The organism is Lysinibacillus sp. A1, assembly GCF_000801965.1.
GTDB lineage: Bacteria > Bacillota > Bacilli > Bacillales_A > Planococcaceae > Lysinibacillus > Lysinibacillus fusiformis.
On the sequence record NZ_JSZM01000017.1, the window covers coordinates 110321 to 135872 of the forward strand.

At 37.8% G+C, this 25552-nt stretch carries 26 protein-coding genes; all 26 read left to right on the plus strand.

The window, feature by feature from the left end; genetic code table 11:
- The first annotated feature begins 79 nt into the window (after window positions 1-79).
- The 26 genes from PI85_RS15110 to PI85_RS15235 all read left to right on the plus strand — a co-directional run bounded on the left by PI85_RS15110 (window position 80) and on the right by PI85_RS15235 (window position 25535).
- Window positions 80-1981 (plus strand): AraC family transcriptional regulator, encoded by a 1902-nt coding sequence (locus tag PI85_RS15110; protein WP_036123016.1) that lies wholly within the window; start codon window positions 80-82, stop codon window positions 1979-1981.
- 44 nt (window positions 1982-2025) lie between these two features.
- Window positions 2026-3750 (plus strand): ABC transporter ATP-binding protein, encoded by a 1725-nt coding sequence (locus tag PI85_RS15115; RefSeq protein WP_036123019.1) that lies wholly within the window; start codon window positions 2026-2028, stop codon window positions 3748-3750.
- 41 nt (window positions 3751-3791) lie between these two features.
- On the plus strand, window positions 3792-4586 hold the full coding sequence (locus PI85_RS15120; RefSeq protein WP_036123022.1) for an ABC transporter ATP-binding protein: 795 nt from the start codon (window positions 3792-3794) through the stop codon (window positions 4584-4586).
- Between the two features lie 46 nt (window positions 4587-4632).
- Window positions 4633-5685 (plus strand): iron ABC transporter permease, encoded by a 1053-nt coding sequence (locus tag PI85_RS15125; RefSeq protein WP_036123025.1) that lies wholly within the window; start codon window positions 4633-4635, stop codon window positions 5683-5685.
- Window positions 5682-6716, plus strand: coding sequence for an iron ABC transporter permease (locus tag PI85_RS15130; RefSeq protein ID WP_025114782.1), 1035 nt, complete (start codon window positions 5682-5684; stop codon window positions 6714-6716). The genes PI85_RS15125 and PI85_RS15130 overlap by 4 nt, the downstream gene beginning before the upstream one ends.
- 92 nt (window positions 6717-6808) lie before the next feature.
- On the plus strand, window positions 6809-7858 hold the full coding sequence (locus PI85_RS15135; RefSeq protein ID WP_036123029.1) for an NAD(P)/FAD-dependent oxidoreductase: 1050 nt from the start codon (window positions 6809-6811) through the stop codon (window positions 7856-7858).
- 182 nt (window positions 7859-8040) lie between these two features.
- Window positions 8041-8244: a 50S ribosomal protein L31 gene (rpmE, locus tag PI85_RS15140; protein ID WP_025114780.1), complete on the plus strand. Its 204-nt coding sequence runs from the start codon at window positions 8041-8043 to the stop codon at window positions 8242-8244.
- 116 nt (window positions 8245-8360) lie between these two features.
- Window positions 8361-8933, plus strand: coding sequence for a thymidine kinase (locus PI85_RS15145; RefSeq protein WP_025114779.1), 573 nt, complete (start codon window positions 8361-8363; stop codon window positions 8931-8933).
- 169 nt (window positions 8934-9102) lie between these two features.
- A complete protein-coding gene (gene prfA, locus PI85_RS15150) occupies window positions 9103-10179 on the plus strand; it encodes a peptide chain release factor 1 (protein WP_008180577.1) in 1077 nt (358 codons plus the stop codon).
- On the plus strand, window positions 10166-11026 hold the full coding sequence (prmC, locus tag PI85_RS15155; RefSeq protein ID WP_036123032.1) for a peptide chain release factor N(5)-glutamine methyltransferase: 861 nt from the start codon (window positions 10166-10168) through the stop codon (window positions 11024-11026). Before prfA ends, prmC begins: the two co-directional genes overlap by 14 nt.
- Before the next feature lie 44 nt (window positions 11027-11070).
- Window positions 11071-11661: a stage II sporulation protein R gene (locus PI85_RS15160; protein ID WP_036123034.1), complete on the plus strand. Its 591-nt coding sequence runs from the start codon at window positions 11071-11073 to the stop codon at window positions 11659-11661.
- Window positions 11662-11762: 101 nt separating this feature from the next.
- Window positions 11763-12797 carry an L-threonylcarbamoyladenylate synthase gene (locus PI85_RS15165; protein ID WP_036123037.1) on the plus strand — a complete coding sequence of 345 codons (1035 nt, stop codon included), beginning with the start codon at window positions 11763-11765 and terminating at the stop codon, window positions 12795-12797.
- Window positions 12798-12961: 164 nt separating this feature from the next.
- Window positions 12962-13459: a manganese efflux pump gene (locus PI85_RS15170; RefSeq protein WP_036123039.1), complete on the plus strand. Its 498-nt coding sequence runs from the start codon at window positions 12962-12964 to the stop codon at window positions 13457-13459.
- A 27-nt stretch (window positions 13460-13486) separates the two neighbouring features.
- Window positions 13487-13921, plus strand: a complete 435-nt coding sequence (locus tag PI85_RS15175) for a low molecular weight protein arginine phosphatase (RefSeq protein ID WP_036123041.1) — start codon at window positions 13487-13489, stop codon at window positions 13919-13921.
- A 14-nt stretch (window positions 13922-13935) separates the two neighbouring features.
- Window positions 13936-15219 carry a methyl-accepting chemotaxis protein gene (locus PI85_RS15180; protein WP_036123044.1) on the plus strand — a complete coding sequence of 428 codons (1284 nt, stop codon included), beginning with the start codon at window positions 13936-13938 and terminating at the stop codon, window positions 15217-15219.
- A 339-nt stretch (window positions 15220-15558) separates the two neighbouring features.
- Window positions 15559-15996, plus strand: coding sequence for a ribose 5-phosphate isomerase B (gene rpiB, locus PI85_RS15185; RefSeq protein WP_036123047.1), 438 nt, complete (start codon window positions 15559-15561; stop codon window positions 15994-15996).
- Between the two features lie 85 nt (window positions 15997-16081).
- Entirely contained in the window at window positions 16082-16624 is a 543-nt protein-coding gene (locus tag PI85_RS15190) for a TIGR01440 family protein (RefSeq protein ID WP_025114771.1), read from the plus strand.
- 28 nt (window positions 16625-16652) lie between these two features.
- Window positions 16653-17894, plus strand: a complete 1242-nt coding sequence (glyA, locus tag PI85_RS15195) for a serine hydroxymethyltransferase (protein WP_036123051.1) — start codon at window positions 16653-16655, stop codon at window positions 17892-17894.
- Between the two features lie 269 nt (window positions 17895-18163).
- Window positions 18164-20320: an EAL domain-containing protein gene (locus PI85_RS15200; RefSeq protein ID WP_036123054.1), complete on the plus strand. Its 2157-nt coding sequence runs from the start codon at window positions 18164-18166 to the stop codon at window positions 20318-20320.
- A gap of 124 nt (window positions 20321-20444) precedes the next feature.
- Complete coding sequence (gene upp / locus PI85_RS15205; protein WP_008180557.1) at window positions 20445-21074, plus strand: uracil phosphoribosyltransferase; 630 nt, start codon at window positions 20445-20447, stop codon at window positions 21072-21074.
- A 166-nt stretch (window positions 21075-21240) separates the two neighbouring features.
- On the plus strand, window positions 21241-22362 hold the full coding sequence (wecB, locus tag PI85_RS15210) for a non-hydrolyzing UDP-N-acetylglucosamine 2-epimerase (RefSeq protein WP_036123058.1): 1122 nt from the start codon (window positions 21241-21243) through the stop codon (window positions 22360-22362).
- 536 nt (window positions 22363-22898) lie between these two features.
- Window positions 22899-23270, plus strand: a complete 372-nt coding sequence (locus PI85_RS15215; protein ID WP_008180553.1) for an ATP synthase subunit I — start codon at window positions 22899-22901, stop codon at window positions 23268-23270.
- A 36-nt stretch (window positions 23271-23306) separates the two neighbouring features.
- Complete coding sequence (gene atpB / locus PI85_RS15220; RefSeq protein ID WP_036123061.1) at window positions 23307-24017, plus strand: F0F1 ATP synthase subunit A; 711 nt, start codon at window positions 23307-23309, stop codon at window positions 24015-24017.
- Window positions 24018-24082: 65 nt separating this feature from the next.
- On the plus strand, window positions 24083-24307 hold the full coding sequence (gene atpE / locus PI85_RS15225; RefSeq protein WP_004269474.1) for a F0F1 ATP synthase subunit C: 225 nt from the start codon (window positions 24083-24085) through the stop codon (window positions 24305-24307).
- A gap of 173 nt (window positions 24308-24480) precedes the next feature.
- Window positions 24481-25002, plus strand: coding sequence for a F0F1 ATP synthase subunit B (gene atpF, locus PI85_RS15230; protein WP_008180548.1), 522 nt, complete (start codon window positions 24481-24483; stop codon window positions 25000-25002).
- On the plus strand, window positions 24999-25535 hold the full coding sequence (locus PI85_RS15235) for a F0F1 ATP synthase subunit delta (protein WP_008180546.1): 537 nt from the start codon (window positions 24999-25001) through the stop codon (window positions 25533-25535). Before atpF ends, PI85_RS15235 begins: the two co-directional genes overlap by 4 nt.
- The last annotated feature ends 17 nt before the right edge of the window (window positions 25536-25552 follow it).

The following is a 25552-nucleotide window of genomic DNA, read 5'->3' on the forward strand; positions in this document are numbered from 1 at the left end:
AATGAATAAATGTTTATTGAAATTGATAATCATTATCAATATAATGAAGTTAATAAATATCTTTTTGAAGGAGATTCGGATGAATTATGATGCCTACATGCTGCTTTGGCAAAATGCCTATGTTCAAATGAAGCATATTAATTACATAAATAAATCAAAAGTTCAAGTTTCAAAGGTAGTAACTAATAGTTCGTTTCTTATCATAACAGCAGGCGAGGCGCAAATTATCATTGATGAACAGCCTTATTATGTACAGCGTTTCAGTATTTTTCACATTGGTAAATCTCAATGTTTACAAATTAATGCACAGCATAGTGTTAGCTACTTCCTCATACGTTATGAAGGAGATGTCATCTATAAGGATGCCTTTATGCAACATCTACAGATGCAATATCAACCTTTTCAAATAAATTTCTCTTGTGTGCCTGCTAATCCAATAGCCATTCACAACATACTTCAAGATATGTATAGCAAATGGATGTCTGGCTCTATTCAAGATCATTTTTCAGTTAAAGCCTCTTTGTATGAATTTGTTTATCGTGTGTTTCAAGAATTAGCAGATGGGCAGGGGAACCCGCATGAAATGGATAAGGCAGAAGTAGCACGACTGTATATTCATCAGCATCTTCACCAACCATTATCTATACAAACATTGGCAGATACGCTTCATATTAGCACACGTCATTTATTACGAATTTTTAAAGCACGCTATGGGGTAGGACCACAAATATATTTACAGCAATTAAGAATTGAGCAGGCACAACAATATTTGGTGGAAAACCAATTTGGTATAAAGGAAATTGCAATTTCACTTGGCTATGAAGATGAATACTATTTTAGTCGTGCCTTTAAAAAGGCTACAAATATGGCACCAAGTAATTTTAGGCTGAAATATACATCCTATATGTCTGAAATGGCCATTACAAATGAGAATCATTTTCAATACAATGAGAATCAGCTCGCGCAAGCAAACCGATTTGAGAATGGAGAAAATGAAATCATGATGCAAAAGATGATTCAACATATAAAACTGCCTTTTTTTCTGAGTCTGTTTGTTTTATTAGCAGCATGTAATGAAGATTCGGTCTCATCGAAGGTAGAGGAACAAACTACTCCAGATACTATAGAGACGAGAATGGTGACAGATGACAGTGGCCGTGAAGTAGAAATTCCAGTGAGAGCAAAAAGAGTCATCACAGACTGGTATCTAGGCCAAATTTTAGCGTTAGATGTTGTACCAGTAGGAGGCGTAACAGCTAACCTCGATTATGCTGCGTTTTTAAAACAACACTACAAGGATGGAGAAATTACGAATATTGGGACTGATGGAAAGGTATCATTGGAAAAAATTCTAGAGCTAAAGCCAGATTTAATCATTACATGGAATCCAGAAGAAGTAGGGAAATATGAAAAAATTGCACCTACAATTGTCTTTGCTGAAGATGCTCATTCATCAGCTATAGAGGAAATTAAGGCGATGGGAAGTTATTTAGGAAGACAAAAAGAAGCTGAAACATTTGTTAATGAGTTTGAAGATCGAATAGCTACAGCTAAGGAAAAAATAAATGATGTGGTTCCAGACGGCGCAACATTTACTATTTATGAAATGTTTGAAAAAAATGCAACGATTGTTGGAGATTCAAGCGTATCGGGTGGTAGAGCACTCTATCAAATTTTGGGCCTGAAGCCTCAAGAAAAAGTGCAGGAGTTATATGATGCAAAAGAGGCGAGTGGCGGACGTTATGAGATTTCCTACGAGGTAGTAGGTGATTTTGTAGCTGATTATAACTTCATGATTAACTTCTTTAACAAAGATGGGAAGTTACCAGGGACTTGGACAAGCTTAGATGTCGTAAAAAATAATCAAATCATAGAGCTTCCATCTGAATATTATTTTGCCTCTGATCCACTTTCGGGTCTCCATCAAGCTGAAGAGCTGGCTGACAAAATAGTAGAGTTTACGAAGGCTCAACAAAAATAAATTAGTAGATATGAAGATTGATATTGCAATAGGAGGCTACAACCATGTTATTACAGCGATTTTTCTCATATTACAAACCATATAAACGCTTATTTATTTTAGATTTTAGCTGCGCCATTTTAGTAGCATTAATCGAATTAGCGTTTCCAATTGTTTTAAATAAAGTAATTGATGATATTTTGCCAGATGGCGAACTAAAGTGGATTATTATGGCGAGTTTATTGTTATTTGCCTTATATATTTTTAATTCCATACTCCATTTCATCGTATCGTACTGGGGACATATGCTAGGGATTAATATTGAAACGGATATGAGAAAGGAATCCTTTAGCCATGTACAAAAACTTTCCTTTAGATATTTTGATAATAATAAAACGGGACATCTTGTTTCGCGATTAACAAACGATTTAATGGATATCGGTGAGCTTGCCCACCACGGTCCTGAAGATATTTTTATTGCAGCAATGACCATTATAGGGACATTTGGTGTGATGTTCTACATAGATCCAACCTTTACAATTCTTATTTTCCTACTTGTGCCGATCATCCTAGTTCTGACGATCATTTTCGGAAAATTAATGTCCAAAGCATTTCGTCAAATGTTTGGTGATATTGCTGATTTTAATGCTCGCGTTGAAAACAATGTCAGCGGTATTCGTGTTGTACAGGCTTTTACAAATGAGGATCATGAAATTAAACGCTTTAAGGTAAACAATGAAAGATTCCGAATGACTAAATTGTTCTCTTATAAGGTCATGGCTTGGAATGAAGCCATTTCAGGTATTCTAACAAAGGTATTGTCATTATTTACATTATTTGTTGGAGCTTATTTTGTGCTAAATGGCGATCTATCTAATGGAGACTTTATCGCATTTATTTTACTTTCAGGGATTCTGCTAGGCCCTATTAATAAAATCAACATGTTTATAGAAAGCTATCCAAAAGGTATGGCAGGATTTAGACGCTATATTGAATTTCTTGAAACAGAGCCCGAGATAGCGGATCGACCAGAAGCGAAAGACATCGATGAAATTGATGGTGAAATCACATTCACGGATGTATCATTTGGCTACTCAGATGCAAATCGTGCTTTACATCACATTAATTTACAGGTTCGCCCTGGTGAAACAGTTGCACTAGTAGGTCCATCAGGAGCAGGGAAATCTACAATTTGCAGTTTGCTGCCACGTTTTTATGATGTCAATGAAGGCTCCATTAAAATTGATGGTGTAGATATACGCAATTTCAAATTGCAATCATTGCGTGGTCATATTGGGATTGTTCAACAAGATGTCTTTTTATTTGATGGCACTATTCGCGATAATATCGCTTACGGCAATCTGAATGCTAGTGAAGAAGATATTTGGTACGCAGCTCAGCGAGCACAGCTAACCGATGTCATTAAAGCACTCCCAGAGGGAATGGATACATTAATTGGTGAGCGAGGTGTGAAGTTATCAGGAGGTCAAAAGCAAAGACTATCCATTGCACGGATTTTCCTGAAAAACCCAAAAATTTTAATACTTGATGAAGCAACATCTGCATTGGACACTGAAACGGAACAAGCTATTCAACAAGCGTTAAACGAGCTTTCTATTGGTCGTACGACGTTGGTAATTGCCCATCGATTAGCAACGATTAAGGATGCAGATAGAATTGTTGTTGTATCGAAAAAAGGCATTATTGAAGAAGGAACACATGAGCAATTAATGGAACGAAAACATGCTTATTATGGGTTGTATACAGCTCAATTTGGTCTGCAAATATAAGGTTGGTTCAAAGCACTCTCAAAAATGAAAGGAAGTTAATTATGTCAGTACTAGAAATAGATCGTGTGGCGATTGGTTATTCCTCGACGCTCATAGTCAATGATTTAAGTGTGAAAATTCCAAAAGGGCAGATTTCCACAATTATCGGTCCAAATGGTTGTGGTAAATCTACTTTATTAAAGGCAGTGGCTCGTGTACTTCAAACTCAAAATGGGGCGGTTTATTTAGATGGTAAAGCAATTCACCAATTGAAGACCAAGGAAGTAGCCAAAAGAATGGCTATTTTGCCTCAAACAGCAACAGCTCCAGGAGGCTTAACTGTTTTTGAGCTAGTATCATATGGTCGCTTTCCTCACCAAGTCGGATTTGGTACATTGCGTAAGGAAGACTATGAGTATATCCATTGGGCTATTGATGTGACGGGATTAAGGGAATTTAGTGATCGACCAATTGAAGCATTGTCAGGTGGCCAACGCCAAAGGGTTTGGATTGCCATGGCATTAGCACAAGGCACTGATATTCTAGTACTGGATGAACCAACCACATATTTAGATTTAGCCCATCAGCTAGATATTTTATTGCTTTTACAAAAGTTGAATAAAGAAGAAGGTCGAACAATAATCATGGTATTACATGATTTGAATCATGCATCACGTTTCTCCCACTTTATCATGGCCATGAGAGACGGGAATTTAATGGTGGATGGAAGTCCAGAAGAAGTGATGACAAAGGAAAATTTACAAAGAGTGTTCAATATTGATGCTGAAATGGCTGTTTGTCCATATAGTAAAAATCCAATCTGCCTATCCTATCAGCTATACGATATGAAGAAATAAAATCTAGTCTGTATGTTTATTGGGAAGTTTATAAGGAGGAAATAAAATGACTACGTCGACAGGAGTAGGAGAGCTCAACGATTTAGAGGAGCTACAGAAACGATCTCATCCGATCCGTGGAGTAGTAGCTTTAATTGTAGGAGTAATTGGATTAATTTTAGCTATTGGCTTATCGATCTCTTTTGGTGCAGCAGATATTTCACTGGGTACTGTTTGGACAGCGGTTACCCATTTTTCACCGGAATTAACGACACATCAAATTATTCATGATATCCGCTTACCGCGAGTACTCGGGGCAGCTCTAGTAGGAGCAAGCTTTGCAGTAGCGGGGGCGATTATGCAAGGTATGACACGCAACCCATTAGCAGATTCGGGATTATTAGGCTTGAACTCGGGAGCCGCATTTATGTTGGCAGTGTGCTTTGCCTTTTTCCCTGGTATGCCTTATATGTTTTTAATTTTATGGTCCTTTATTGGAGCAGGTCTTGGGGTGGCCATTGTTTATGGTATTGGGTCACTGTCTAAAGGTGGTTTAACACCTATGCGACTTGTTTTGGCTGGTGCAGCTGTTAGTGCATTGCTTGGAGCGCTAGGAGAAGGAATTGCCCTTTATTACCGTATTGGTCAAGACCTTGCTTTTTGGTATGCGGGCGGTGTTTCGGGAACAAAATGGAGCCATCTACAAATATTATCACCTTGGATACTTATTGCGATGATAGGAGCTCTTATTTTATCACGTTCAATCACTGTACTGAGCTTAGGGGAGGAAATTGCTGTTGGGCTCGGACAACGTACGGGTGTTGTAAAAATATGGGGAATGATCATTGTGTTAATTTTAGCGGGTGCGGCAGTTTCTGTTGTAGGAGCAGTTGGTTTTGTAGGCTTAATAATTCCCCATTTAACGAGATACATAGTTGGTCATGATTATCGCTGGATTATCGTTTGTTCGTTAGTATATGGAGCGTTGCTTGTGGTGTTAGCTGATTTAGTAGCACGCGTTATCAATCCTCCCTATGAAACGCCGATTGGTGCTTTAATTGCCTTTATTGGTGTTCCTTTCTTCCTGTATTTAGCACGTAAAGGAGGGAAAGAGCTATGAGTAACAGCTATTTAACGCCAAGTCAGCAGAAGACAAAAAAGAAAAATTTTATCATTATTGCTACATTGCTTGTGTTAATCTTCATTACCTTTGTGATTAGTATGAATACTGGAGTGATTAAGCTAACACCAATGGAGGTTTTTAAGACTCTTTTTGGACAAGGAGATGCACAGCAACAATTAATCCTATTTGAATTTAGGCTTCCGCGAATTGTGATAGCTGTATTAGTGGGAATGGGCTTAGCTATATCAGGTGCTATTTTACAAGGTGTTTCTAAAAATGCTTTAGCGGACCCGGGTATTTTAGGGATTAATGCGGGTGCTGGTCTTGCAGTTATGTTGTATATTTCATTTTTTCCAACAACGAAGGCGGCACCTGTCTATTTACTGCCAGTACTTGCCTTTATAGGAGCGGGCTTAACGGCAGTTCTGATTTATTCACTTTCTTATAAACGACATGAAGGTATTACACCCATGCGTTTAATTTTAACAGGGGTAGCTGTAGCAGCAGGGATTAGCTCAGCAATGATTGTCCTAACACTACGCCTATCACCTGAAAATTATCAGTTTGTGGCAACATGGCTGGCAGGGAGTATATGGGGTTCAAATTGGAGATTTGTTCTTTCATTATTACCATGGTTAGTGATCTTGTTACCATTTGTTTATGCGAAATCGCGGGTATTAAACATTTTGAATTTAGGCGAATTAACAGCTGTCGGATTAGGGGCTTCGATTGAAAAAGAGCGCCGTTGGTTATTAGCCGCAGCAGTTGGCTTAGCAGGCGCTAGTGTTTCTGTAAGTGGTGGCATTGGCTTTGTAGGGCTCATCGCTCCACATTTGGCTCGCCAACTGGTTGGGGCAAAGCATCAGTTTTTACTCCCTGCAGCTGCATTATTAGGTGGTTTTCTCGTCTTAATGGCTGATACGATAGGTCGTTCTATACTCGAGCCTTCAGAAATTCCAGCGGGGATCGTAGTAGCCGTTATAGGCGCTCCTTATTTCTTGTATTTATTAGCACGATTAAAGGAATAAATAGTGAAAGTATTTTTGTAAACAATAAAGGTAGGGTAGCCGAGTGCCTGTCATAATTCTCGGAATTAGCATGAAGGGGATGGAATCTAATAATGGTGAAAGAACTATATGATGTAACGATTGTTGGCGGTGGTCCAGCAGGTCTCTATACAGCCTTTTATAGTGGCATGCGAGATTTAAAAACGAAAATTATCGAGTATAGCTCTCAGCTCGGTGGTCGTATGTTAATTTATCCTGAAAAAATGATTTGGGACGTTGGTGGAGTGACACCTATTTTAGGCGGACAGCTTATCAATCAGCTTGTTGAACAAGCTCAAACTTTTGATCCGACAATTGTTTTAAATCAAAAGGTGGAAGGATTAGAAAAACAACTGGATGGAACATTTATATTAACTTCCTCAACGGGTGAAAAGCATTATTCCAAAACAGTGATTTTGGCAGTTGGTTATGGCGTTCTAACGATGCAAAAGCTAGAAATAGAAGGAGCAGATCGCTATGAAGTAACTAATTTACACTACACTGTACAGGAATTAGAGATTTTCCGAAATAAACATGTTTTAATTTCAGGCGGTGGTAATTCAGCTGTCGATTGGGCGAATGAGTTAGAGCCAATTGCAGCAAGTGTTACAATCGTTCATCGTCGAGAGGACTTTGGTGGTCATGAAAAGAACGTTTTACGGATGAAGGAATCCTCCGTATGTGTAAAAACTCCGTATGAGGTAGTGCAATTACATAGTGATGGAGATGTAATACAGTCTGTATCGGTTATGAATAAAGAGACGGAAGAGATAGAGCGAGTTGAAGTAGATGCCGTTATTGTGAACCATGGCTTAAAATGTGATTATGGTGCACTAGAAGAATGGGGATTACATATAGAAGATAGCGTAGCACTCGTCAATGAAAAGAGAGAAACTAATATAGAAGGAATCTATGGGGCGGGTGATTTTATTGATCATCCAAGCAAAGTTAGGTTAATAGCAGGTGCCTTTACAGATGGCGTATTAGCGTTAAATAGTGCAAAACTATTAATAGAACCTGATGCACCAAAAGTTGCTTATGTTTCTTCCCATAATATCCGTTTCAAAGAGCGAAATGAAAAAATAGGGTTACAAGATAATGATTATCGTGAGGTTCGTGGATAAAAACTATTGAAATATTTCTTTTGATATTTTTTTCTTGAAAATAATAAAACGCCTATGCTATACTTCATAAGTATGCAACGTGTACATATATAGCTGATGGTTTCACTCATATTCGGGCTATGTAAGGTACAGTTCGATAATACTCTGTTCCAGATGGTTCAGGGCGAGAGGAGAAAACGAATATGAAACAAGGAATTCATCCAGACTACAAAGAAGCAACAGTAACTTGCTCTTGTGGGAACACTTTCAAAACTGGTTCAGTAAAAGAAAACATCGTTGTCGAGTTCTGCAACGAATGTCACCCATTCTATACTGGCCGTCAAAAATTCGCGTCTACTGATGGTCGCGTGGATCGTTTCAACAAAAAATACGGTCTTAAAAACTAATGTTAGTTTAATACCTGCCAAGCATGTGCTTGGCAGGTATTTTTTTCAGTAAATATGACACGTTGATGCAAGTCTTTTCAAAATACAGATCGACCAAAAGAAAGGGAGAAGACAGTATGGCGCAGCTATATTTTAAACATGGTGCAATGAATAGTGGAAAATCAATAGAGATTTTAAAAGTTGCCCATAATTATGAAGAACAACAGAAACCTGTAATGATGTTTACATCAGGTTTAGATACACGTGATGAGGTTGGTTTTGTTTCCAGTCGAGTAGGTCTAAGACAGCAAGCCATTCCTGTTTATGAAGATACAAATATTTTTGAACTTGTGAGAAACAATTCGGTTAAACCATACTGTGTACTTGTGGATGAAGTTCAATTTTTAAAAAAAGCACATGTTTTACAACTTGCTAACATTGTGGATGAATTAGATATTCCAGTCATGGGCTTTGGCTTAAAAAATGATTTTCAAAATGAACTGTTTGAAGGCAGCCAATACATGCTTACATATGCAGATAAAATTGAAGAAATGAAAACCATTTGTTGGTTCTGCCATAAAAAAGCAACGATGAATTTACGAGTAGATGGAAATGGACAGCCTGTATATACAGGAGATCAAATTCAAATTGGTGGAAATGATTCCTATTATCCAGTATGCCGAAAATGTCATGCTCATCCTTCGCTATAATGGAAGATCACAGTATGAAGCACTAAGAAAAAGTGGCGTATATGCGAAAAGTTTTTTATACTAAGTAGTGGACATACACATTGTAAATAACATTATGCTTGAGCATAATTTTAATGGAGAGCTCTTGGAAAATAGGAGCAATTTAAGAAACTAAATAGAGGTGAAATCCATGTTTGATCGATTACAGGCAGTGGAGGATCGCTATGAAAGGCTGACAGAGCTTTTAAGCGACCCGGATATTGTTAATGATAGTAAGAAATTACGTGAATATTCGAAGGAACAGTCAGATATCCAAGAAACTGTGGATTCGTATCGTGAATATAAAAATGTCAAAGAGCAATTAGTAGATACACGTGAAATGTTAGATAGCGAAAAAGATCCTGATATGCATGAAATGGTAAAGGAAGAATTTAACCTATTAAAAGCACAGCAGGAAGAACTTGAGGAACGTTTACGTATTTTATTAATTCCCAAAGATCCTAATGATAATAAGAACGTTATTATGGAAATTCGTGGAGCGGCTGGTGGAGACGAGGCAAATATTTTTGCTGGTGATTTATTCCGCATGTATTCTCGTTATGCAGAAACACAAGGCTGGAAAATTGATATTATGGAAGCCACTCCAAATCCAATGGGCGGCTATAAAGAAGTGATCTTTATGATTAACGGACAAGGTGCTTATTCAAAGTTCAAATTTGAAAATGGTGCACACCGTGTACAACGTGTACCAGCTACCGAATCACAAGGACGTATTCATACATCAACAGCAACAGTAGCATGTTTACCTGAGGTAGAGGAAGTAGACGTTGAAATTCATGAAAAAGACATTCGTGTAGATACATTTGCATCTTCTGGTGCGGGTGGTCAATCTGTAAATACAACGATGTCTGCGGTTCGTATGACCCATTTACCAACGGGTGTTGTAGTTTCCATGCAGGATGAGCGTTCTCAAATTAAAAACCGTGAAAAGGCTATGAAAATTTTACGCGCTCGTGTAGCAGATATGTACATGCAAGAAGCACAAAAAGAGATCGATGCCACACGTAAGTCAGCTGTGGGTTCTGGTGATCGTTCAGAGCGAATTCGCACATACAATTATCCACAAAACCGTGTAACAGACCACCGTATTGGGTTAACGATTCAAAAGCTAGATCAAATCGTCGAAGGTAGATTGGACGAAATTATCGATACGCTTATTTTAGAAGAACAAGCATCGAAGTTAGAGCGTTTAAATGATGACTTATAAAAATGTGATGGAGGCCCTTGAGTGGGCTTCTTCTTTTTTAGTGGATAATGGTCGGGAGCAAACTGCGGCACGTATTGTTATGCAGCATATACTTGATACAAGTTATTCAGAGGTTATGCTACATTTACAGGATAAATTAACAGAAGAACAGCAAGTAAAATTTAGAGCTCTTATAGAAGAACATGTCAATGGTCGCCCAGTTCAGTATTGCGTGGGAAGTGAGGAGTTTTATGGTCGTTCATTTATCGTCGATGAATCAGTTTTAATTCCTCGACCGGAAACGGAAGAACTAATTCTTGGCACTATTAATCGTATGACTAAACTATTTCAACATCAAGCATTGAAGGTAGCTGACATAGGTACGGGTAGTGGGGCTATTGCCATTTCAATGAAGCTGGAATGTCCTGCGTTAACGGTCGTAGCAACTGATTTATCCGAGGATGCATTAGCGACAGCACAAAAAAATGCACAGAGATTAGAGGCCGATATCGATTGTAGGTTGGGAGATTTAACTGCTCCGCTCGCGGGTGAAAAATTTGATATTATTTTATCGAATCCTCCATATATCGCATTTGATGAGGCTGAAGCTATGTCAGATGTTGTACTAAAGCATGAGCCCCATAGCGCACTATTTGCGGAGGAAGATGGTCTTATTTTATATCGACAATTAGCAGAGCAATTGCCAATGTATATGAATAGACCTGCATTAATTGGATTAGAAATCGGCTATACACAAGGTGAAAAAGTAGCAAAATTCTTTCAAGATAGTTTTCCACAGGCTACGATTTCGATAGAAAAAGATATTAATGGGAAACCGCGAATGATTTTTTGTGAGATTCATGTATAAAGTGTCTTTATCTTGCCAACAATGTTGAGCAAGGAGGGATTTACATGTTAAATGAATACAAGTTTATTAGATTGCCTAAACAAAATATCTTTCTAGCGTTTGCTAGATTAGTAGTAGTGGCCATTGCCTTACAGCTATGTGTTTTATATATTCCATCATTAGTAGGTTTTGCAAAAGAGGCTACTAATCAAGAACAAGAAAACGATTTTAGAATTCGTGTAATTGCTAATAGCAATACAGCACAAGATCAGTATGAGAAAGAGCAGCTTGTGGAAGAATTAAAGCCCTATTTTATGCAAGTAGTAACTGCAGGAGTTGCGGGGAATGAGCAAATCCAAACATTAAAGCAACAAATTGAAACAGAATTAAGCGAAAATTATCCACAGATTGATACACAGGTAGTGGTTGGGGATAACTTATTTCCGCCTAAAAGACAGGGAGCGGTATTATATCCACAAAATGTGTATCACTCCATTGTAGTTAAAATTGGTGATGCGCGTGGCGATAACTGGTGGTGCAGTATATTCCCATCCATTTGCGAGCCTGAAAAAGAAGAAGTAAAAGCAGAAGAGCCAGAAGAGGAAGAGCAAGTAACATTCTTTATTTGGGAATGGGTGAAAGGGCTTTTTGCATGAATTGTTCACAAATTCAGATAACTTATGCACATTTTTTAAGAAGTTATAAACAATATGTGGATAATTCAGTAAGAATCAATAAGTGAAGGTAGGTTTTAATCATGGAAACCGTTTGCAAGGTTGTGGACAGTAATGTGAATAGTCAAATTAATTATACACATGCTGTGGATATCTTAAATGCGGGAGAGGTAGTAGCATTTCCGACAGAAACGGTTTATGGGCTAGGAGCTGTTGCCACAAATGATGTGGCAGTGAAGAAGATATTTGAAGCGAAGGGCCGCCCTTCAGATAACCCTTTAATTGTTCATGTTGGTACAAAAGAGGAAGTAACGAACTATATAGAACATATTTCTGACATTGCCAAACAATGCATGGATTTATTTTGGCCAGGACCGTTAACACTTGTGATGCCTGCTAAACCAAATGTGTTGGCTCAAAGTGTAACGGCTGGATTATCGACTGTCGGTATTCGGATGCCAGACCATCCAGTAGCGCTTGCCTTATTACAGCAGCTTCAAAAACCACTTGCTGCTCCAAGTGCTAATCGTAGTGGTAAGCCGAGTCCAACAGAAGCAATCCATGTTTTAGATGATTTGGGAGGGTACATACCTTATATTTTAGATGGAGGTTCCACAGGTATTGGGCTAGAGTCCACTGTATTAGATGTGACACATGAGCCTCCAGTAATTTTACGTCCAGGTGGCATTACAAAGGAGATGCTTGAAGCTAAAATTGGTCCGGTTATTCAACCAACCAAAATAGAGCAGAAATTAGAAGAGACTCCAAAGGCTCCGGGCATGAAATATACACATTATGCACCAAATGCACCGGTATACTTAATCAATTGTCATGATGGGGAAGTAAGCAAAGCTGTTCAACAATTACAGCAGCAAGGACATGCCGTAGCACTTCTTGCACCTGAAAATTTCCAACATAGTAAAGCTGATTTTTACTTTTCAGTAGGTGAAGAGGGAAGTAAAGAAGAAATGGGTGCTTCGTTATACCATGCACTTAGAGAATGTGATAAGACAACAGCTACCGTTATTTTAGCTACGACAACTTCGACGGAAGGCGTAGGAGCAGCTATTATGAATAGACTTGAAAAGGCCTCTGGGGGCAAATGGTATTCATTATAAATAAAGTTGAGTGACAAAAGACATTGAAAATTCACATGTCTTTTGTCCTTTTTTATGTGCATGGATCATATTTATAAAAACGAAAAACTTATGTGGACAAATATGATAATAATGTATTTTCGAGCATAAAATGATAAAATATTAGGGAGAGAAGGAGTGCATTCTTGCAGGGAATTCTTGCAGGTATATTAACGTCTGTTGATGTTATTGGTCTATATGTATTGCTGCCGAATGTTAGATATCGCTTATTTTTATCAATATGGACGGCTGCATTGCATATGATTTTTCCTTTATTGGGATTTGAATTAGGAAACTATTTAGTTCGTTTTCTATTAGAATGGGGACAATGGATATCGAGTATTTTGTTATTTTGCATTGGTGTGCATTTACTATTATTCTCTCACCGGGATGAAAAAGTTACAATTTCCCCCGTACTTTTAGCCGTGACTGCAAGCCTAGATACCTTTTCAGTTAGTGTTTCTTTTGGTATGCTAAACTTAGAAAAAACAATTTTTATTATGAGTGCAGGCTTGAGTGCCTTGATTTGCGCCTATGGGTCATTAGTCATTGCACGTAGGAGCCAAGTCTTTTTTGGGAATAAAATTCAAATCGTTGCTGGCATTATTTTTATAATCATGAGTATCCTAGCTATTCAGCAATAATTCATATAAAAATGGAGAGTGATAAGTGTGAAAATATTATTTGTTTGTACAGGCAATACTTGTCGCAGTCCAATGGCAGAAGTCATATTAAAACATAAACAAATAGACAATTTAGAAGTACGTTCTGCAGGTATTTATGCTATGCCTAATGCCCAAATGTCAGCACATGCGCAACAAATGTTAAATGATGCCGGGATGTCTCATCAGCATTCTGCAACACAATTATCCATGGTAGAAATGGACTGGGCAGATTTAGTCCTAACGATGACTACCGCTCACAAAGACACTGTCATTTCAAGTTTCCCAGGAACTGATCATAAAGTATTTACATTGAAAGAGTATACGAATGAAGGTAGCCTGGAGAATGTAGTCGATCCTTACGGTGGTAATAGAGCAATATACGAAGCAACATATGTGGAGTTACATGAATTGGTTGATCAATTAATACAAAAACTAAAATAGAATTGAGGAGCCCTATGAAAAAACAATTTGGTTTACGACTTAAATTGGTGTTATTTGTGAGCGTGCTAGCATTAATTACTTACAGTATCAGTTTTATATTTATTGAATATTTACAACCGACCTTCTTCCCGAGTATTAATGGAAAAGTGTTTCAAGTGGTGACTTATGCATTAGGAATTACATGGTCAGGCATATTGGCTGCCATTTTTAGCGTAATTTTAATTAAACCGTTACAACAACTTGAGCATTCCGCAACTCTCGTAGCAGAGGGGAAAATTGGACAGGATGTTCAAATGCCAAAAACAAACGATGAGATTCGTTCGGTTGCAGAGGCATTCCAACAAATGGTGCTAAATTTACGTCAAATGGTGGAAAGTATCGATCAAAATTTCCAACAGACCAATCAATCGATCATTCAGCTCTCAGATGAAGCGGGAGTCGCTACTCGAAAAGCAGAAGGTATTGCGTCAACCGTTAAGCATATTTCGGCAGGAGCCGAAGCATCTGCGACAGCTGTACAAGATACCGCTGAGGCAATTGAGGATGTACGAGCTCTTGCGACAGAAGTAAATAGTAGAGCAGAGGCATCTGCATCACAATCTACAGAGATATTACATAATTTATCGACAACAACAAATGCAATCGAAACATTAGTTAATAGTATTCAGCAAATAGCTACGGGTAACAATGAGGCCTTAAAAAGCATTCATGCATTAGAAGAAAATGCGGGTCAAGTTGAGCGTATTATAGGCTTAGTTGGTGATATTGCGGCACAAACAAATTTACTAGCTTTAAATGCATCAATTGAAGCAGCTCGTGCAGGAGAACATGGAAAAGGCTTCGCTGTAGTTGCGGAAGAAGTTCGCGGTTTAGCAGATGAAAGTGCAAAAGCTGTCCAAGGGATTACAGCTTTGATCCAGTCTATGCAGCAAAATGTTGAGGTCGTAGTTAAACAAATGAATGAACAGGTAGCCTTTGCAACGAAGGAAGCAGATCGAGTATCTGAAACAACGACAGCTGTAGAAGGTATGTCATCTAATGTACATGAAATGGCAACAGCGATTGTAGAGATATCTTCACTAATTGAACAGCAAATGCACAATATTGAGACAACTGCTCGTCAATCACAAGAAGTGGCTGCAATTGCAGAAGAAACATCAGCGGGTGCACAAGAAGTTCGTAGTGCGGCTGAAGAGCAAGCCTATGCTATTGAACAGGTAGAGCACCTAGCACAAAGTTTAAAAAAGCAATCAGAAGCTTTGCATAAAGTGATTCAACAATTTGATCGACAGGCTTAGTCCTGAAAGGCTGTTTATAAATGCGATGAAAAATCGGATTTATAGACAGTTTTTTTATTTTTGGAAGAAATAGTGAGTTAGTTTGTCCACTGTATATAAAATGTGAAAAAAACTTTAGTAGATAGAATATTACAACAAAAGACCGTTATCCGAATTTATTAACATGATATGCACACTATCCACAGAAAAAATAACTTAAAAGTGAATAATTTTTAGTTTGTTAACAATAAATGTTCGTCTTTTAGGAGAAATCAGCATAAAAATACAAGAAAAATCGTGTTATTCTTCAGAAAGAAGTGGTACACTAAGGTTGACTATAATTCGAAAAGAGGGAACCCAGTGAGAATAGCAATTTCTTCTGATCACGGAGGCAACAACCTACGTCGTGAGATCATGCAGCTACTAGACGAGCTTCATATTAGCTACGAAGATTTTGGTCCACAATCTGCGGATTCAGTAGACTATCCGGATTACGCAAAGCCAGTTTCAGATGGTGTAGCGAACGGAGAATTTGATAAAGGCATTTTAATTTGTGGCACGGGAATTGGTATGTCAATTGCTGCAAATAAGGTGAACGGTATTCGTTGTGCGCTAGTACATGATGTATTTAGTGCGAAGGCAACACGATGCCATAATGACTCTAATATTTTAGCTATGGGGGAACGTGTTATTGGCCCAGGTCTTGCACGTGAAATTGTCCAAACGTGGCTAGAAACTGAGTTTGAAGGTGGTCGTCATACACGACGCATCGAAAAAATTACTGAACTTGAGCAATAAATGATTGTTATTCCATATATGGCATTCATCAAGGATGTCATATATGGCATGATTTTAATGGATATAGATGAAGGAGCTGAGCTTAATGGTTGTAAAACAAATACGAACGCATTTGACTCAGTTACTCAGTGAATTTGAAGAGCAGGTAACATTACGACCTCATACTATTTTTGTCGTAGGATGCTCTACATCTGAAGTGATTGGTCAGAAAATTGGCACAGCAGGCGCATTGGAGATAGGGGAAGCGATTTTCGAGCCGTTACAAGAATTTGCAATGAAACACCAGCTACATTTAGCGTTTCAAGGCTGTGAGCATATTAATCGTGCTATTACAATGGAGGCATCAACAGCTGAACGTTTTGGCTACGATCCAGTGGCGGTAGTTCCAGTACGTACTGCTGGTGGCTCTATGTCCGCATACGCCTATACGCGTTTTGCTAACCCTGTGGTTGTTGAAACCATTCAGGCACATGCAGGTATTGATATTGGCCAAACATTAATTGGTATGCATTTGAAAGCAGTAGCTGTCCCAGTTCGCACATCAGTGAAAATGGTGGGAGAAGCAGTGGTGACGATTGCAACAACACGTCCAAAGCTAATTGGCGGGGAACGTGCTGTATATAAATAATAGAGGATACTAGGAGGCTTTTTCTAACATGGCATATGAAAAATTAGCAGTACAAGACAAAGCAGTATTAGAAGGAATTCTTGCAGAAAAAAAACGTCAACAAGCAAATATCGAATTGATTGCATCTGAAAACTTTGTTTCAGAAGCAGTAATGGAAGCTCAAGGTTCTGTACTGACAAATAAATACGCAGAAGGTTATCCAGGTAAACGCTACTATGGTGGCTGTGAACATGTAGACGTAGTTGAAGATATCGCACGTGATCGTGTGAAAGAAATTTTTGGAGCAGAATACGCAAACGTGCAACCACACTCTGGTGCGCAAGCGAATATGGCTGTATACCACACAATTTTAGAACCAGGTGACACGGTTCTTGGTATGAACCTTTCACATGGTGGTCACTTAACGCATGGATCTCCTGTAAATTTCTCGGGTATTCTTTATAATTTTGTGGAATATGGTGTAACAAAAGACACACAAGTTATCGATTACGAAGATGTGCGTCAAAAAGCATTAGAGCATAAGCCAAAACTTATTGTTGCAGGTGCTTCTGCATACCCACGTGAAATCGACTTCTCTAAATTCCGTGAAATCGCAGATGAAGTAGGTGCATACTTCATGGTGGATATGGCACATATTGCTGGTCTTGTAGCTGTTGGCGAACATCAATCTCCAGTTCCGTATGCAGACTTTGTTACATCAACTACACATAAAACATTACGTGGACCACGTGGTGGATTAATCCTTGCTTCAAAAGAATGGGAGCAAAAATTAAACAAATCTGTATTCCCTGGAATTCAGGGTGGACCATTAATGCATGTCATTGCTGCTAAAGCTGTTGCATTTGGCGAAGTATTACAACCAGAATTTAAAGACTATGCAAAACAAATAAAATTAAATGCAAAAGCTCTAGCTGAAGTACTAATTGAAGAGGGCGTTGAAATTGTATCTGGTGGTACAGATAACCACTTATTACTATTAAACGTTAAATCTCTTAGTCTAACAGGTAAAGTAGCAGAGCATGCATTAGACGAAGTGGGCATTACAACTAACAAAAATACAATCCCTTACGATACGGAGTCTCCATTTGTTACTTCAGGTATTCGTATCGGTACACCTGCCGTTACATCTCGTGGCTTTAAAGAGGAAGATATGAAAGAAGTGGGTGCAATTATTGCAGCTGTTCTTAAAAACCCTGAAGATGAAGCGGTTCAAGCGGATGCAAAAGATCGCGTAAAAGCATTAACAGATAAACATCCATTATACGCTTAATCTCATTTATAGACTGTGTTTAGAGTGAAAATTTCACTTTAAACACAGTTTTTTATTTCAAAACAATAAAATACATATTTTTTTAATTAAGTAGAATAATCCTCTTTATTTTGAATAAATTTACATATAATCAGTAGAAAGCAATATATTATAGTAGACTGAGGACAGATAGTGTCCAAGAAAAGAAGTTTTTTTTAATAAAAGTGAAAATTTAATTAAATATTATGTACAATGGAAATGGGATGAAGTGATAGAGACGGAGGGGTTGGATGGTCACTAAATCGTTAGATGTAGATAATGATGTTTTATTAAATAGTATTCTTAAATTAGGGGATAATTCTAAGGAAAGCTATGTAATTTTTGATGCAACAAATCATCATATTATAGTAGAGTGTAATGAATCTTTTTGTAACCTTACAAATGCTTCGAGGTCACAAATCCTAAAAACTAATTATTTTGCATGGCTATCAGATGAAAAAATGACAACCATTAAAATGATCAAAGAAAAAATACATAACGGTATCATGGTGCAAGCAAAGCTACATCATAAAGGTATCAATAAACCCCTATTTTGGGCAGAAATACAAGCACTACCATTTCGAAATGATACAAATATTACGCAATATGTGTTGGTCCTTATGAAAGATGTTACGTATTATCATACAGAAGATTTCTTAATGCGTTTAGAAAATGATATGTATAAGGCGATAGAGAGAGATAGCTCTTTTGAGCAAAAGATGCATATTATTTGTCATGGAATTGATGAGTTTTTTATGCCGAAAACTTCAAGTATGGTTCTCATCAAAACAGAGAGCAATCTATTACAGGCTTTTACAGATAATTGTCGATCAAAAGATGTACCGAGATGCTGTGAAAATATTGATTTTTTTACGAAGGTTATGCAATCAGAAACCTCTATTTTCATTGAAAACTTGGATGAGGTACATATTCCAGATGAACATAAACAGTTTGCTGCCTCATCGCACAAACCGTATGGATTATTTATACCTATACGCAATCAACAGCGGCAAGCCATAGGGCTATTTTCAATATATTATGAGCAAGCACAGAATGACTCCTCATATTTTAAAAGTATGTTTCGTAAAATTGGTGCGCTTGTTGCCTTAGCGTTTACGTATGCAAGAGCACAAAGAAAAATATGGGATTTAGCCTATACTGACATTACAACAGGTTTACCTAATCGTCATAGCTTTGTGAATTTCCTCGAAAAAGAGGTTGAACGTGGACAAAATGGTTATATCAAAATTGTAAAGCCAAGCGAATTTCATCAAGTGGTTGAATTGTATGGGCGAGAATTTGGCGATGAATTATTAAGGCAGCTCGCCAAACGACTAGAGCAAGACAAACCAGCGGATCGCGAATATATTGCTAGATTTACTAGCTCGAGTCTAATTTTATCCACCATGACTTTCGAGGAAAATTTAAATAAATATGAAAGCCGTATTAAAGAGACAATTAGGCAGCCATTTATAATAGGAGGAAAACAAATCTACATCACGTTAAAAACAGGCATTGCTTCTTTTAATGATGACATAAAGATTAATGATGCAATTCGATTTGCTGATAATGCGCTCTCCTTTGCTACCGATAAACCAGGTACACATATTGAAATTTTTACGACAGAAAAAAATGACATTCTGGTACAGCAAATGACTGTTTTAAATCATTTGTCACAGGCAATCAAAAATAAAGAAATTACAGTTCATTTACAGCCAAAAGTAGATTTGCGGAATGGAGAGATTCAAAGTATAGAGGCTCTTGCACGCTGGATATCCCCAAAGCTAGGCTTTGTGTCACCAGCAATCTTTATTCCAGTAGCGGAAAGTGCAGGAAAGGTTAGAGAAATTGACGTTTTAGTTTTAGAAACTGTGCTTTCATGGCTGGCAGAGCGGCAAAAGTTAGGAAAGAAATTAGTGGAAATAGCAGTCAATATTTCACCTGATCATTTTTACTATACGCATTTTGTTCAAGATACGCTAAAGCTCGTTCGGAAGTATGGTATAGAACCAAGTAATATTATATTGGAAGTAACAGAAAATATAGGTTTAGTAGATTTCCAATCTGCCTATAAAATTATACAAGAATTAAAAAGCTATGGTTTCAAAACATCCGTGGATGATTTCGGGACAGGATTTTCTTCATTGAGCTATCTGCAACAATTACCATTCACTGAATTAAAGATTGATCGAAGCTTTATTAATGCGTTAGAGGATCCTGCAACGCTTGCTATTGTACGCTCGATTATTCAATTGGCTTTAAACTTAGGAATGATTTCTGTGGCAGAGGGAATTGAAACAGAAGAACAGGTTGAAATACTCCGTGCATTAGGTTGTACAGTTGGACAAGGATTTTTCTATTTTAAACCAATGGCAATAGAAGAGTTAGATTTAATTCTTGATCAATAACTCTCTTGGTCCAAAGAAAATATAATAAAAGGAGTTGCCTTAAATTTATTTTTGAGGCGGCTCCTTTTTTCTGTTATACTAGTTGAGATAAAAATGAAATCCGAACGGTTAGGAGAGAATCCCTTTGAGCAAAGTCTATGTATTTGATCATCCACTAATCCAACACAAATTAACTTATATTCGCGACAAGAATACAGGTACAAAAGAATTTCGTGAGCTAGTAGACGAAGTAGCAACACTTATGGCATTTGAAATTACACGTGATATGCCAGTGGAAGAAATTGAAATTGAAACACCTGTAACGATTGCGAAAACAAAAGTACTTTCTGGTAAAAAGCTAGCGATTGTACCAATTCTACGTGCAGGAATTGGTATGGTAGATGGCGTACTAAAGCTTATCCCTGCAGCAAAAGTTGGCCATATTGGTCTTTATCGCGATCCTGAAACATTAAAACCAGTTGAATATTACGCAAAGCTTCCAGCAGATGTGGAAGAACGTGATTTCATTATTGTAGATCCAATGTTAGCAACTGGTGGTTCAGCAGTGGAAGCTATCAACTCATTGAAAAAACGTGGAGCTAAAAACATTAAATTCATGTGCTTAATCGCTGCACCAGAGGGTGTCAAAGCTATTCAAGAAGAACATTCAGACGTAGATATTTACATTGCTGCTTTGGATGAAAAGCTAAACGATCATGGCTATATTGTACCTGGTCTAGGTGATGCCGGAGACCGCCTATTCGGCACAAAATAAAAATGTTGTTATGAATTTCCTCATTTAGGAAACTAATAATTTGTGAAAGCGTCCTTCAATTTTGAAGGGCGTTTCATAGTATGTCTAGGTAAGTACTCCTCTTGTTGAACTTCAACTGGTGTGGTGTCCTTTTCATACAATAACAAAAAGGACGGTGCAGATCGTTTTGATGAAAAAATGGAAAGTAATGACGATTTTTGGTACAAGACCAGAAGCAATTAAAATGGCTCCTCTTGTTTTGGAGTTACAAAAGTATCCTGAGCAAATAGAATCTATTGTAACAGTAACAGCACAACATCGCCAAATGCTAGATCAAGTACTAGAGACATTTGAAATAACACCGAACTATGATTTAAATATAATGAAAGATCGTCAAACATTAATTGATGTGACGACAAACGCATTGCAAGGTTTAGATCAAGTAATGAAGGAAGCACAGCCGGATATCGTTTTGGTACACGGTGATACAGCAACGACTTTCATTGCAAGCTTGGCGGCGTTTTATAACCAAATCGCAATTGGGCATGTTGAAGCAGGACTGCGAACTTGGAATAAGTATTCACCATACCCGGAGGAAATGAACCGCCAGTTAACAGGTGTAATGGCTGATTTACATTTCGCCCCAACTGAAGTATCTAAAAAGAATCTTTTAGATGAAAATAAAAACGCTGATACAATATTTGTAACAGGTAATACGGCTATTGATGCATTAGCTACAACTGTTAGCGAGCATTACACGCATCCTGTATTAGACAAAATTGGCGAAGATCGCATGATTTTATTAACGGCACATCGTCGTGAAAATCTTGGTGAGCCAATGCGTCATATGTTCAAAGCAATCACTCGAATTTTAGCTGAGCATGATGATGTTCAAGTGGTATATCCGGTCCATATGAATCCTGCTGTAAGAGAAATCGCAAATGAAATTTTAGGTGACAATGAACGTGTACATTTAATAGAGCCTCTTGAAGTATTTGACTTCCATAACTTCGCGGCGAGCTCTTACATGATTTTAACGGACTCAGGTGGCGTCCAAGAAGAGGCACCATCACTAGGGAAGCCAGTTCTTGTCCTTAGAGACACAACAGAGCGCCCTGAAGGAATTGCAGCTGGAACACTAAAGCTAGCAGGAACTGAAGAAGATACAATTTACGCCTTAGCTAAAGAATTGTTAACAGATAAAAAGGCTTATGAGGCGATGGCACAAGCATCAAATCCATATGGTGATGGACATGCATCTAAACGAATTGTAGAGGCATTGCTAGGTTTTTTACAAAAAACTAATTAATGTACTATAATTAAATTAAAAAATAAGTCTAATGTACCTGTTGAATTGGGTAAGCTAATTTATGAGCATAATTATGTCGTAAATTAGCTTTTTCTATGAGCCAAGAAAATAAGAACATTTGAAACTATGAAATTTCATACACAAATTTGTCAACAATTTGACAAGAGTATATAGGTTGTGAAGTTTTTCTCTATTACCAATTGACTTCAAATATCACCTATTGTATGCTTACAAAGGGTAAGAATGATAAGGGTTTCAGTCATAATTAGGACGTTGAAACACTTGTTATATCAACTTTCTACTAAATTGACAGTTCAAAATAAAACTGTCGATTTGCAACGTTTTGTGCGTTTCGGTTTTTACCGAGTTGGTAAGGGGTGTAAAGTTATTTTTTGGGTATTTACACCTGTAATTGAAATGACTCTCCCATTACTATTCCGCTGTGAGTAGTGCCTTTCACTGCTCTTTTCTGATTTCACATGGTGGTCAGCAAACGCTTTCAATACTCGAAAATTTGATTCAGGAGATTACAACCAATGCTAGATTTGCATCACATTTTTGCTGTGCAGAAGAGGGCGTTATTTTTTTTGCTTGCACTCTGCGCATTAGGCTGGGGATTCACTTCCTTTCAAACTGTATTTGCGGGCATCGCAGTCGGTGCATTCTTTGGTACGTATAATTTTTGGATTCTAGTTCGCCGTATGGAGAAGTTTGACAGGTCCATTAGTGAAGGGAAGAAAATAGGCTCACTTGGTACAGCACTTCGCTTTGGATCAGGTGTTGCGGCAGTCGCAATAGCCATTTCGTTGCCAAACTATTTTCACTTAATTAGCACGGTCATAGGGCTAATGATTCCGTACGTTTTTCTCTTTGTCGAGAGAATTGTGTCACATGTAAGGAACCGCTAATGTGCTTTAAATTAGAAAGAGAGGTGAAAAATAACAATGAATCATGAAGCTCCGTTACTAGAAGTCGGTTTTTTAACTTTTAATAAATCGACAGTTCTGATGTTACTAGTTGCTGCAATTATCGTATTTTTAATTGCCTTTATTTCAACTAGAAGCTTAAAACTAAAACCAACTGGTATGCAAAACTTCATGGAATGGATTATGGACTTCGTTAAGAATATCATCAAAAGCAATATGGACTGGAAAACTGGTGGTCGATTCCACATTCTAGGTATTACGCTAATTATGTTTATCGCAGTATCTAACTTATTAGGTCTTCCATTCTCAATCGCTTATGGTCATGAACTTTGGTGGAAATCACCAACAGCTGACCCAACTGTAACGATGACGTTGGCAACGATGATTTTAGTTTTATCGCATTTCTATGGTGTAAAAATGAAGGGTACAGGCCATTATGCTGGTACATTCTTTAAACCAATGTCTTTCATGTTCCCACTTAAAATAGTAGAGGAATTTGCAAATACATTAACGTTAGGTTTACGTCTTTACGGTAACATTTACGCGGGTGAGATTTTACTTGGCTTATTAGCCGGTTTAGCATCATCAGGTGCTGTGGGATTCATCGGGGCAATCGTTCCAATGATGGCATGGCAAGGTTTCTCAATTTTCATCGGCTTTATCCAAGCCTTTATCTTCACAATGTTAACAATGGTTTACATGGCTCATAAAGTGAGCGATGACCATTAATATAAAGCATATATCATATGCTTGAACAACAAAAAAACAAACAATTCCAAGGAGGAAATTTTCAAATGACAGGTTCATTAGGTTTATTAGCAGCAGCAATCGCAATCGGTTTAGGTGCACTTGGTGCAGGTATCGGTAACGGTCTTATCGTATCAAAAACAGTAGAAGGTATTGCTCGTCAACCAGAAGCTCGTGGCGTTCTTCAAACTACAATGTTCATCGGGGTTGCATTAGTTGAAGCCCTACCGATCATCGCAGTAGTAGTAGCATTCATCGTAATGAACAAATAATTCAGTTGAACACTGAATTTTACTAGTGGCGAAGCAGGATTCTCCAGATGAAACTTCGCCCTTCATTTTGGAACGGATAAAAGCTATGTGTAAATATAGCTTTTTAAAATAGGTAGTTTTTTAAGTCCATAAATTATGTTGAAGTTAAAGCTCTTGAAGGGAGTGAAACAATCGTGTTTTTAGATAATCTTGTACTAGGTGCTGGCGCTGGTCAGTTCAACAGCGGAGACATCATCGCAACATTAGTTATCTTTTTAGTATTAATGTTCTTACTTAAGAAAGTCGCTTGGGGTCCACTTATGGGCATCATGCAACAACGTGAAGAGTTAGTAGCGAGTGAGATCGAAGCAGCTGAAAAAGCGCGTAAAGATTCGCACCAATTTTTAGAAGAACAAAAGAGCCTTCTTAAAGAAGCTCGTACGGAAGCACAATCGATTGTTGAAGGCGCTAAGAAGCAAGGCGAACTACAAAAAGATGAAATTCTTACTGCAGCTCGTAATGAAGCAAACCGCTTGAAAGAATCGGCTTTACGTGAAATTGAGTCTGAAAAAGAAAAAGCTATTGCAGCTGTACGTGATGAAGTCGTTTCATTATCTGTACTTGCAGCATCTAAAGTCCTTAGCAAAGAGATTTCTGAGGCAGACAACCGTGCTCTAATTGAAGAGACGATTGCGAAGGCAGGGGAAGCTCGATGAGTAATTCAGCTGTAGCAAAACGTTACGCTCAAGCGCTTTTTGAATTAGCGCAACAAAAAAATATTCTTGCTGAAGTTGGAGCAGACTTAAACGAGCTAACAAAGATTGTTAAAGAATCTCCGGATTTATTAACGCTTTTAAATGCTCCAAAGTTCTCTATCGGACGTAAGAAACAAATGGTAGCTGAAATCTTTGCAGGTGCAACTCCAGAGGTTTTACGTACAGTTCAACTATTAGTTGAGAAAAAACGTGTAAACGAAGTGAAGCTTATTGCGAATGCATATGCTGAGCTTGCTGCAAAGGCACAAGGTACTGCAGATGCAACAGTATTCTCTACTCGTGCACTTTCTGCTGAAGAAAGCGCTAATATTTCTACAACATTTGCGAAGCTTGTAGGGAAACAATCATTAAACATTACAAACGAAATTGATCCATCACTACTTGGTGGTATTCGTGTTCAAATCGGTAATCATATTTACGATAGCTCAGTAGCGAACAAACTTGAGCGCCTAAAACGTGAATTAATCGGTTAATAATTTAGAAATGTGAG

What these genes read in the sequence shown, in the direction of transcription:
- PI85_RS15110 (WP_036123016.1), top strand. Translation starts at nt 80, where the DNA reads ATGAATTATGATGCCTACATGCTGCTTTGGCAAAATGCCTATGTTCAA.
- PI85_RS15115 (WP_036123019.1), top strand. Translation starts at nt 2,026, where the DNA reads ATGTTATTACAGCGATTTTTCTCATATTACAAACCATATAAACGCTTA.
- PI85_RS15120 (WP_036123022.1), top strand. Translation starts at nt 3,792, where the DNA reads ATGTCAGTACTAGAAATAGATCGTGTGGCGATTGGTTATTCCTCGACG.
- PI85_RS15125 (WP_036123025.1), top strand. Translation starts at nt 4,633, where the DNA reads ATGACTACGTCGACAGGAGTAGGAGAGCTCAACGATTTAGAGGAGCTA.
- PI85_RS15130 (WP_025114782.1), top strand. Translation starts at nt 5,682, where the DNA reads ATGAGTAACAGCTATTTAACGCCAAGTCAGCAGAAGACAAAAAAGAAA.
- PI85_RS15135 (WP_036123029.1), top strand. Translation starts at nt 6,809, where the DNA reads ATGGTGAAAGAACTATATGATGTAACGATTGTTGGCGGTGGTCCAGCA.
- rpmE (WP_025114780.1), top strand. Translation starts at nt 8,041, where the DNA reads ATGAAACAAGGAATTCATCCAGACTACAAAGAAGCAACAGTAACTTGC.
- PI85_RS15145 (WP_025114779.1), top strand. Translation starts at nt 8,361, where the DNA reads ATGGCGCAGCTATATTTTAAACATGGTGCAATGAATAGTGGAAAATCA.
- prfA (WP_008180577.1), top strand. Translation starts at nt 9,103, where the DNA reads ATGTTTGATCGATTACAGGCAGTGGAGGATCGCTATGAAAGGCTGACA.
- prmC (WP_036123032.1), top strand. Translation starts at nt 10,166, where the DNA reads ATGATGACTTATAAAAATGTGATGGAGGCCCTTGAGTGGGCTTCTTCT.
- PI85_RS15160 (WP_036123034.1), top strand. Translation starts at nt 11,071, where the DNA reads ATGTTAAATGAATACAAGTTTATTAGATTGCCTAAACAAAATATCTTT.
- PI85_RS15165 (WP_036123037.1), top strand. Translation starts at nt 11,763, where the DNA reads ATGGAAACCGTTTGCAAGGTTGTGGACAGTAATGTGAATAGTCAAATT.
- PI85_RS15180 (WP_036123044.1), top strand. Translation starts at nt 13,936, where the DNA reads ATGAAAAAACAATTTGGTTTACGACTTAAATTGGTGTTATTTGTGAGC.
- PI85_RS15190 (WP_025114771.1), top strand. Translation starts at nt 16,082, where the DNA reads ATGGTTGTAAAACAAATACGAACGCATTTGACTCAGTTACTCAGTGAA.
- glyA (WP_036123051.1), top strand. Translation starts at nt 16,653, where the DNA reads ATGGCATATGAAAAATTAGCAGTACAAGACAAAGCAGTATTAGAAGGA.
- PI85_RS15200 (WP_036123054.1), top strand. Translation starts at nt 18,164, where the DNA reads ATGGTCACTAAATCGTTAGATGTAGATAATGATGTTTTATTAAATAGT.
- PI85_RS15215 (WP_008180553.1), top strand. Translation starts at nt 22,899, where the DNA reads ATGCTAGATTTGCATCACATTTTTGCTGTGCAGAAGAGGGCGTTATTT.
- atpB (WP_036123061.1), top strand. Translation starts at nt 23,307, where the DNA reads ATGAATCATGAAGCTCCGTTACTAGAAGTCGGTTTTTTAACTTTTAAT.
- atpE (WP_004269474.1), top strand. Translation starts at nt 24,083, where the DNA reads ATGACAGGTTCATTAGGTTTATTAGCAGCAGCAATCGCAATCGGTTTA.
- PI85_RS15235 (WP_008180546.1), top strand. Translation starts at nt 24,999, where the DNA reads ATGAGTAATTCAGCTGTAGCAAAACGTTACGCTCAAGCGCTTTTTGAA.